The organism is Romboutsia sp., from assembly GCF_051659545.1.
Taxonomy (GTDB): Bacteria; Bacillota; Clostridia; order Peptostreptococcales; family Peptostreptococcaceae; genus JBOFOR01.
Window position 1 is genome coordinate 1 of record NZ_JBOFOR010000293.1, and the last position, 6,583, is coordinate 6,583.

General features: G+C 27.7%; 7 protein-coding genes. 5 read left to right on the forward strand and 2 right to left on the reverse strand.

All coding sequences use genetic code 11. From position 1 onward, the window contains the following. Positions 1-250: 250 nt before the first annotated feature. The gene (yunB, locus tag ACRC03_RS17550; RefSeq protein ID WP_438653897.1) at positions 251-949 is read left to right on the forward strand and encodes a sporulation protein YunB; all 699 of its coding nucleotides are present in this window, start codon (positions 251-253) and stop codon (positions 947-949) included. Between the two features lie 48 nt (positions 950-997). On the opposite strand, the gene ACRC03_RS17555 is transcribed toward yunB, so the two are convergent. Continuing rightward, positions 998-1,987 (reverse strand): SpoIVB peptidase S55 domain-containing protein, encoded by a 990-nt coding sequence (locus ACRC03_RS17555; protein WP_438653898.1) that lies wholly within the window; start codon positions 1,985-1,987, stop codon positions 998-1,000. Positions 1,988-2,563: 576 nt separating this feature from the next. On the opposite strand from ACRC03_RS17555, the gene ACRC03_RS17560 reads away from it, so the two are divergent. Together ACRC03_RS17560 and ACRC03_RS17565 are read left to right on the forward strand one after the other, a co-directional pair. Continuing rightward, positions 2,564-3,337 carry an N-acetylmuramoyl-L-alanine amidase gene (locus tag ACRC03_RS17560; protein WP_438653899.1) on the forward strand — a complete coding sequence of 258 codons (774 nt, stop codon included), beginning with the start codon at positions 2,564-2,566 and terminating at the stop codon, positions 3,335-3,337. A 15-nt stretch (positions 3,338-3,352) separates the two neighbouring features. After that, positions 3,353-4,060: a zinc dependent phospholipase C family protein gene (locus ACRC03_RS17565; RefSeq protein WP_438653900.1), complete on the forward strand. Its 708-nt coding sequence runs from the start codon at positions 3,353-3,355 to the stop codon at positions 4,058-4,060. Positions 4,061-4,306: 246 nt separating this feature from the next. On the opposite strand, the gene ACRC03_RS17570 is transcribed toward ACRC03_RS17565, so the two are convergent. After that, the gene (locus tag ACRC03_RS17570) at positions 4,307-4,567 is read right to left on the reverse strand and encodes a hypothetical protein (protein ID WP_438653901.1); all 261 of its coding nucleotides are present in this window, start codon (positions 4,565-4,567) and stop codon (positions 4,307-4,309) included. Positions 4,568-4,847: 280 nt separating this feature from the next. On the opposite strand from ACRC03_RS17570, the gene ACRC03_RS17575 reads away from it, so the two are divergent. Beyond that, positions 4,848-6,398 carry an ABC-F family ATP-binding cassette domain-containing protein gene (locus tag ACRC03_RS17575; protein ID WP_438653902.1) on the forward strand — a complete coding sequence of 517 codons (1,551 nt, stop codon included), beginning with the start codon at positions 4,848-4,850 and terminating at the stop codon, positions 6,396-6,398. A 23-nt stretch (positions 6,399-6,421) separates the two neighbouring features. After that, positions 6,422-6,583 (forward strand): lipoprotein intramolecular transacylase Lit (locus ACRC03_RS17580; RefSeq protein ID WP_438653903.1); only part of this gene is annotated, 162 nt, incomplete at its 3' end.

Below are 6,583 nucleotides of genomic sequence, written 5' to 3' on the forward strand. Positions count from 1 at the left end.
TGATAGATATATTTTAGAGGGGATATAGAATATAAAAAATAATCATTGCGTAGTTCACGCCATCTCAAATAGGATGAACTGACATGGACTAGTTAATATTAATTAGAACCCAGCAGGCTTATATAATAGAAATATTATACAAGGTGAATTAAATCTAAGAATATGGTGTTCTTAGGGCTAAATGTTATTGGTGAATATATTTATATACTCATGAGTATATTTAGATAGCTTTAGTAGAACGGCGATACGAATGAATAGAAAACTAATAGAACCTAAACAAAATGATTTTAAAAAATTTATAGTGATTTTTTCAACCATATTTGTATTATCTGTATTTATTGGAAGTTTTATATATGTAGATACTAGTTTGAGACCAACCATAAAAGTATTAGCGGAAACTAAAGCATTAGAACTAGCTAACAGATCTATAAATAAAGCAGTAGCAGATATAGTTCAAAATAAAGTTAATTATTCTGATTTAATGAATGCAAAACTAGATTCAGAGGGAAAAATAACTATGATAGAATCAAATACAATAATGATGAATAGGATAGCATCAGATGTAGCCTTAAAAATACAAGAAGAATTAAAGCAAGTAAAAACTACAACTGCATACATACCTATAGGGACAGCATTAGGTAGTCCAATATTAGCTAGATATGGACCTCAAATTAAAGTTACTATTGAACCCATTGGAACTGTATCTGTAAACTTTAAAACAAGCTTTGAATCAGCAGGAATAAATCAAACTAGACATAGAATTTATCTAGAAGCAAAAACTCAAGTTAAAGTAGTTATACCTTTGACTACAGATACTAAAGAAGTAAAAGCACAGATACCAATTTGCGAAACTATAATTGTAGGAGATGTACCAAATAGTTATGTAAATATACCAAAAGAAAGTGTACCAAATGTATTGCCTAAAATAGAAATAAAAGATATTAAGTAAAAGATAAAGATATAGTAGATAACTTCCTACTATATCTTTGTTTATTTATTAATCAACTAGCATCCATTGAATAAATACTCCGTACCCTAAAGTAGGATCGTTTTCTACAGCATGAGATATTGCACCTATTATTTTGTTACCTTGAACTATTGGAGTACCACTCATTCCTTGAACTATACCACCTGTTTTAGCTAACAAATTTTTATCAATAATATTTATTTTAAATGTTTTTTGAGAAGGATTTTTTTGTTTTTCAATAGCTATAATTTTAATGTCAAATTTTTCGTATTTAGAAGAAGTTGTTTGTAAAATAATTTGTGCTCTACCTAACTTTACTTCATCTAAAGAAGCAACCTTATATTTAGGCAAATAGGAAATATCAAAACCTGATATTTTTCCATTTATCCCAAAGTTATTATTTTCAGTAAACTGTCCGATAGTATCTTTTCTCTTTGCATTTATACAACCAACATTTCCTCTAAAAGATTTCTGAATATTTAAATCACTAGTAGTAGAGATACAACCATTACTTATAGGAATTTTTCTAAAACAACCTATACTTATAGGATGACCAACTGCTCCAAATTCTAAGTTAGCTGGGTTTATATAAGTTAAAGTAGCAAATCCAGATAATAAACTATTGAAATTAACCTGCTCTATTATAGTCTTAGTTGTGATTATAGTTAACTCACGAGATCCTCTTCTTATTAATGTAGAAACATTAGCTTTGTCACTTAAAGATGAAGTTACTTTTGAAAAGTCACCATAATTATTAATTGGAATATCATTTAAACTGATTAATGCATCTCCTAACATAAAAGGAGAATTTTCAACATAATTTCTAACAACTAAATATTTTAATTCAGCATCAATTTGCAAGATGTTTCCAATTGGTATTAAATAGTCTGCATCTTTTTTATTATTTGATTGTGCATAAATTGAACTATTTGAGAAAAAATATAATAAAAATAAAAAACATGAAAATAAAATAAAATTTAACTTAAATGAATTTTTATATTTCACTTTTTTTCTAACCATAAAACACCTTCTTTCTGAGAAGTCATTGATGATATATCGGTGCTTTAGTAATAGGTTTTACAGTAATGATTTTTTGATTCTTGGAAAACTGAAACAATAAAACCGTACTTTACAAAAAAGAATAATTAATCAGAAAAATAGAAATATAAGTCTTTTATTATACAAACAAATAAGCAAAAAATATTTTTATAATATAAATATAACAAGTACATTAATTATATAAATCAAAAAAAAGTAAATATTAATCTTTATTAATGGAAGCTATGTAATATAAAAGATAACGAAAAAGACTTAACTAATTTGCATTAAGTTAAGTCTTTTTTCGTTTTTTAACCTTTTTTTTGACAATTTTTTTTACTTTTTTTATATTACGAGAACCGAAATTACATAATTTAAACTTATTCTTTTTTCTCAATTTATATCCTCCTAAAAAGACTTATATATAATTATATGTAATTAAAATTTAGAGAAGTCTATAATAAAATAAAAGGTGTAAAATTATAAAATAATAAATAATTGGAAACAATAAAATGAATAGATAAAAAGCATGTATATGATAGAAGAAAGGAGATACATATGAAAAAGTATAGATTATTAGTAACAGTAATAATTGCTATGGGAATTATTCTTATAGGAACATCAAATCCTCTCACAAATTTTTATAAAGGCACAAATTTAATAAACAAACCTATAAATAAAAAGGAGGATACTAATAAACAGAAAGAATTTTTAATATGTATAGATCCAGGACATCAAGAAAGAGGAGACTCTAAATTAGAGCCAGTAGCACCAGGTTCCTCCTCACAAAAAGCAAGAGTATCTTCTGGTGCAACAGGGGTAGGAACAAAAAAACCAGAGTATGTACTAAATTTAGAAGCATCTACAGTATTAAAGCATATACTAAAAGGTAAAGGGTATAAAGTTATAATGACAAGAGAAACAAACAATGTAAATATAAGCAACTCTGAAAGAGCATTATTTGCCAATAAAGAAAAAGCAGATATGGTAATAAGAATACATGCAGATAGTATAGATAATAGTTCTAAAACGGGAGCCTCTATATTAGTTCCATCTAAAAATAGCCAATATACATCAAACATTTATGAAAACAGTAATAAATGTGCAGAGTCTATTAAAAAGAATATGGAAAAATCAAATATAAATATTAATGGTATATTTGAAAGAGGGGATTTAACAGGATTTAATTGGTCAAATGTGCCAGTTGTTTTAGTAGAGATGGGATTCTTAAGCAATTATGAAGAAGATAGAATGATGTCTAGCCCAGATTATCAAAGAAAACTAATGCAAAGCATATCTGACGGTGTGGAAGAGTATTTTACAAATAAATGAATATAGGTGATGACAGTGAAAAAGAAGCTAGAAAGTGCCTGTTCAACAGCATTATCAGGAACGTTTAAAGTTGTAAGTCCCATTAAAAAAACTATAATAAAAACAGATTGTGAAGTTCATCTATTTATACAACAAAATTCATTAGAAATACTAAAAAACAATGGATATGAAAGAGAGTATAAATTATTTAAGGAATATTCATCACAAATAAATAAAGGATTAGTTTGGGCAGATCAGGATTTTAAATCTTATCATCATTTTTATAATGCTAAAGAGCAAAAAGGAAAATACGCAAGTAAAACTAATGCATTAATGGTGGCAAAAATTTACTACAACAAAGCTTTAAAATATTATGTAATGGACAACTATGAAAAATGTATGTTTTTCTTTGGAGCAGCATGTCATATAATACAAGACCTAACAATACCTCAACACGCCAAGGGAAAATTATTTGATAACCATAGACAATTTGAAGTATATGTAAAATCAAACTATAAAAAAATAAAAAGATTTAAATCTCATGAATCTCCAATTATATTCAATAGTATTGAAGATTATGCAGACCATAATTCAATGAATGCTTTAAAACTAGATTATATGTATAGAAATATAGAAGACTTAACTAGCAAATTTTATTTGACAGCAATAAAAAGTATTACATTGGCACAGAGAAGTACAGCAGGATGCATGATAATGTTCTTTGAAGATTTAAAGTATATGTAAATTCTGTATATGTAGTCCGCAAAGGGGTGAATTATGTGAGCTTTCCTTCCAGCAGGCAAGCTGCAAGGGCGGCGCAGCTCACATAATTCACCCCTTTACTCCGTAACATACAATAGAATTATGTATATATCATAGGGGTGCAATTATAAAAGCTACATATTTTATTTAAGAAAATATATTTTAGTTTTTGTATATAGAAATAATAGTAACAACCAATGTTATTACTCATTTATTTTAAATTGAAAATTAACTTAGCTGATATTTACAATATGAACATTCATTTATGTTATGAGTATACTGTCCTTTTGGTAGATTTGATTTACATTTTGAACATCTCCAAATAATAATTCCAATAATTTTACAGCCAAAGTACATTAAAATTGAACAAATAGTTAGCCATTTCAAGTTAAATACTAATCCTATTATTGATACAATTAAAAATACACTCCCTACAAATGACACTGAACCCATTATATATATTTTTGATTTAAAATTAACTTTTTTCATTAATATTCCCCTTATAGAATTATTATATATTTAATTGTATCATATTTTATATAAACAATATTGATATAGATTATGAGCAAGGTAGGTAGTTGTATAAGCTGCACCGCCCTTGCAGCTTGCCTGCTGGAAGGAAAGCTTATACAACTGCCTATCTTGCGGGCTATGTATAGGAAAAGTATTTGCAAAAAGTACTAATAAACTAATGATTAGAATACTTGATTTAACTTCAAAAAGAATATATTATAGTATAGACAAAATTAATAAAGAGGTGGAGAGATAGATGCTAGTAGTAGAAAACGTAAGTCATGGTTTCGGAGCCAGAATAATGTTAGAAAATGTTTCATTTAGATTAAGAAAAGGTGAGCATATAGCATTAGTTGGAGCAAATGGAGAAGGAAAATCAACTTTTTTAAATATAATAACAAAAAAATTAATGCCAGATGCTGGTGATATAAAGTGGTCTTCAAGAGCAACGGTAGGTTACTTAGACCAACATACAGTTTTAACAAAAGGAAGAACAATTAGAGATATATTAAGAGATGCTTTTAAGCCGATGTTTGACTTAGAGCAAGAGATGTTAGTTATGTACGATAAAATGGGAGAAGCAGATGATTCTGAAATGACAAAGCTTTTAGAAGAAACTGCTGAAATACAAACAATATTAGAAAACAGTGGATTCTATATGATAGATGCAAAAATTCAAGAAGTTGCAAATGGGTTAGGTTTAGGAGAAATAGGGTTAGATAAAGATGTAACTGATTTAAGTGGTGGTCAAAGAACGAAGGTACTTCTTACTAAGTTATTACTAGAAAATCCTACTATATTAATATTAGACGAGCCTACAAACTATTTAGATGAAGAGCACATAATTTGGTTAACAAGATATCTTCAAGAGTATGAAAATAGCTTTGTACTAGTTTCTCATGATGTACCATTTATAAATGATACATGTAACGTAATCTACCATTTAGAAAATGGAGAATTAAATAGATATAAAGGTAACTATGATGAATTTGTTAGACTTAATGAAATAAAGAAACGCCAAGAAGAAAATGCATACGATAAGCAAATTGAAGAAAGAAAAAGGCTAGAAGACTTTGTTGCTAGAAATAAGGCAAGAGTTGCTACTCGTGGTATGGCCAACAGTAGACAAAAAATATTAGACAAGATGGAAATACTTGAAAAACCAAAAGAGAAAATAAAGCCGACTTTTGGGTTTAAATCAGCTAGAGTACCAAGTAGATTTGTATTTGAAACTAAAGACTTAATATTAGGGTACGATGAAGCTTTAACTAAGCCACTTAATTTTATATTAGAAAGAAATCAGAAAGTAGCGTTAAAAGGTATGAACGGTGTAGGTAAATCTACAATGCTTAAAACTTTACTTGGAATGATAAAGCCTTTTGGCGGAGACGTAAAGCAAGGAGATTATTTAGAGGTAGGATATTTTGAACAAGAAAGTTCAAGAGAGAATTATAATACTCCAATGGATGAAATATGGTCAGAATTCCCAGGACTTACAAACTTTGAAGTTAGACAAAATCTTGCTAAGTGTGGATTAACTAACGAGCATATAACTTCTCAAATGAGAGTATTAAGTGGAGGGGAAGCTGCTAAAGTTAGATTATGTAAGATAATGTTAAAAGACATAAACTTATTAATACTAGATGAGCCTACAAACCACTTAGATACAGAAGCTAAAGAGGAACTTAAAAAAGCTATAAAAGAGTTTAAGGGAACTGTACTTTTAGTTTGCCATGAACCTGAATTCTATATGGATATAGTAAATGATGTTTTAAACATAGAAGACTTTACTACTAAAATAGTATAAGTATAAATAGGGGTAGGAGATAAATGAAAAAAATTCTAAATGTATTATTTTGTATATGTTTTAGTATCTTAATAATAATAGGTGCTGTAAAATTCACTGTAGGTTTTAAACAACTTTATTATTTTGATATAGACTATTTAAATATACAACAATTATCCAATTTACCAAAAGAAGAAATAAAGCTT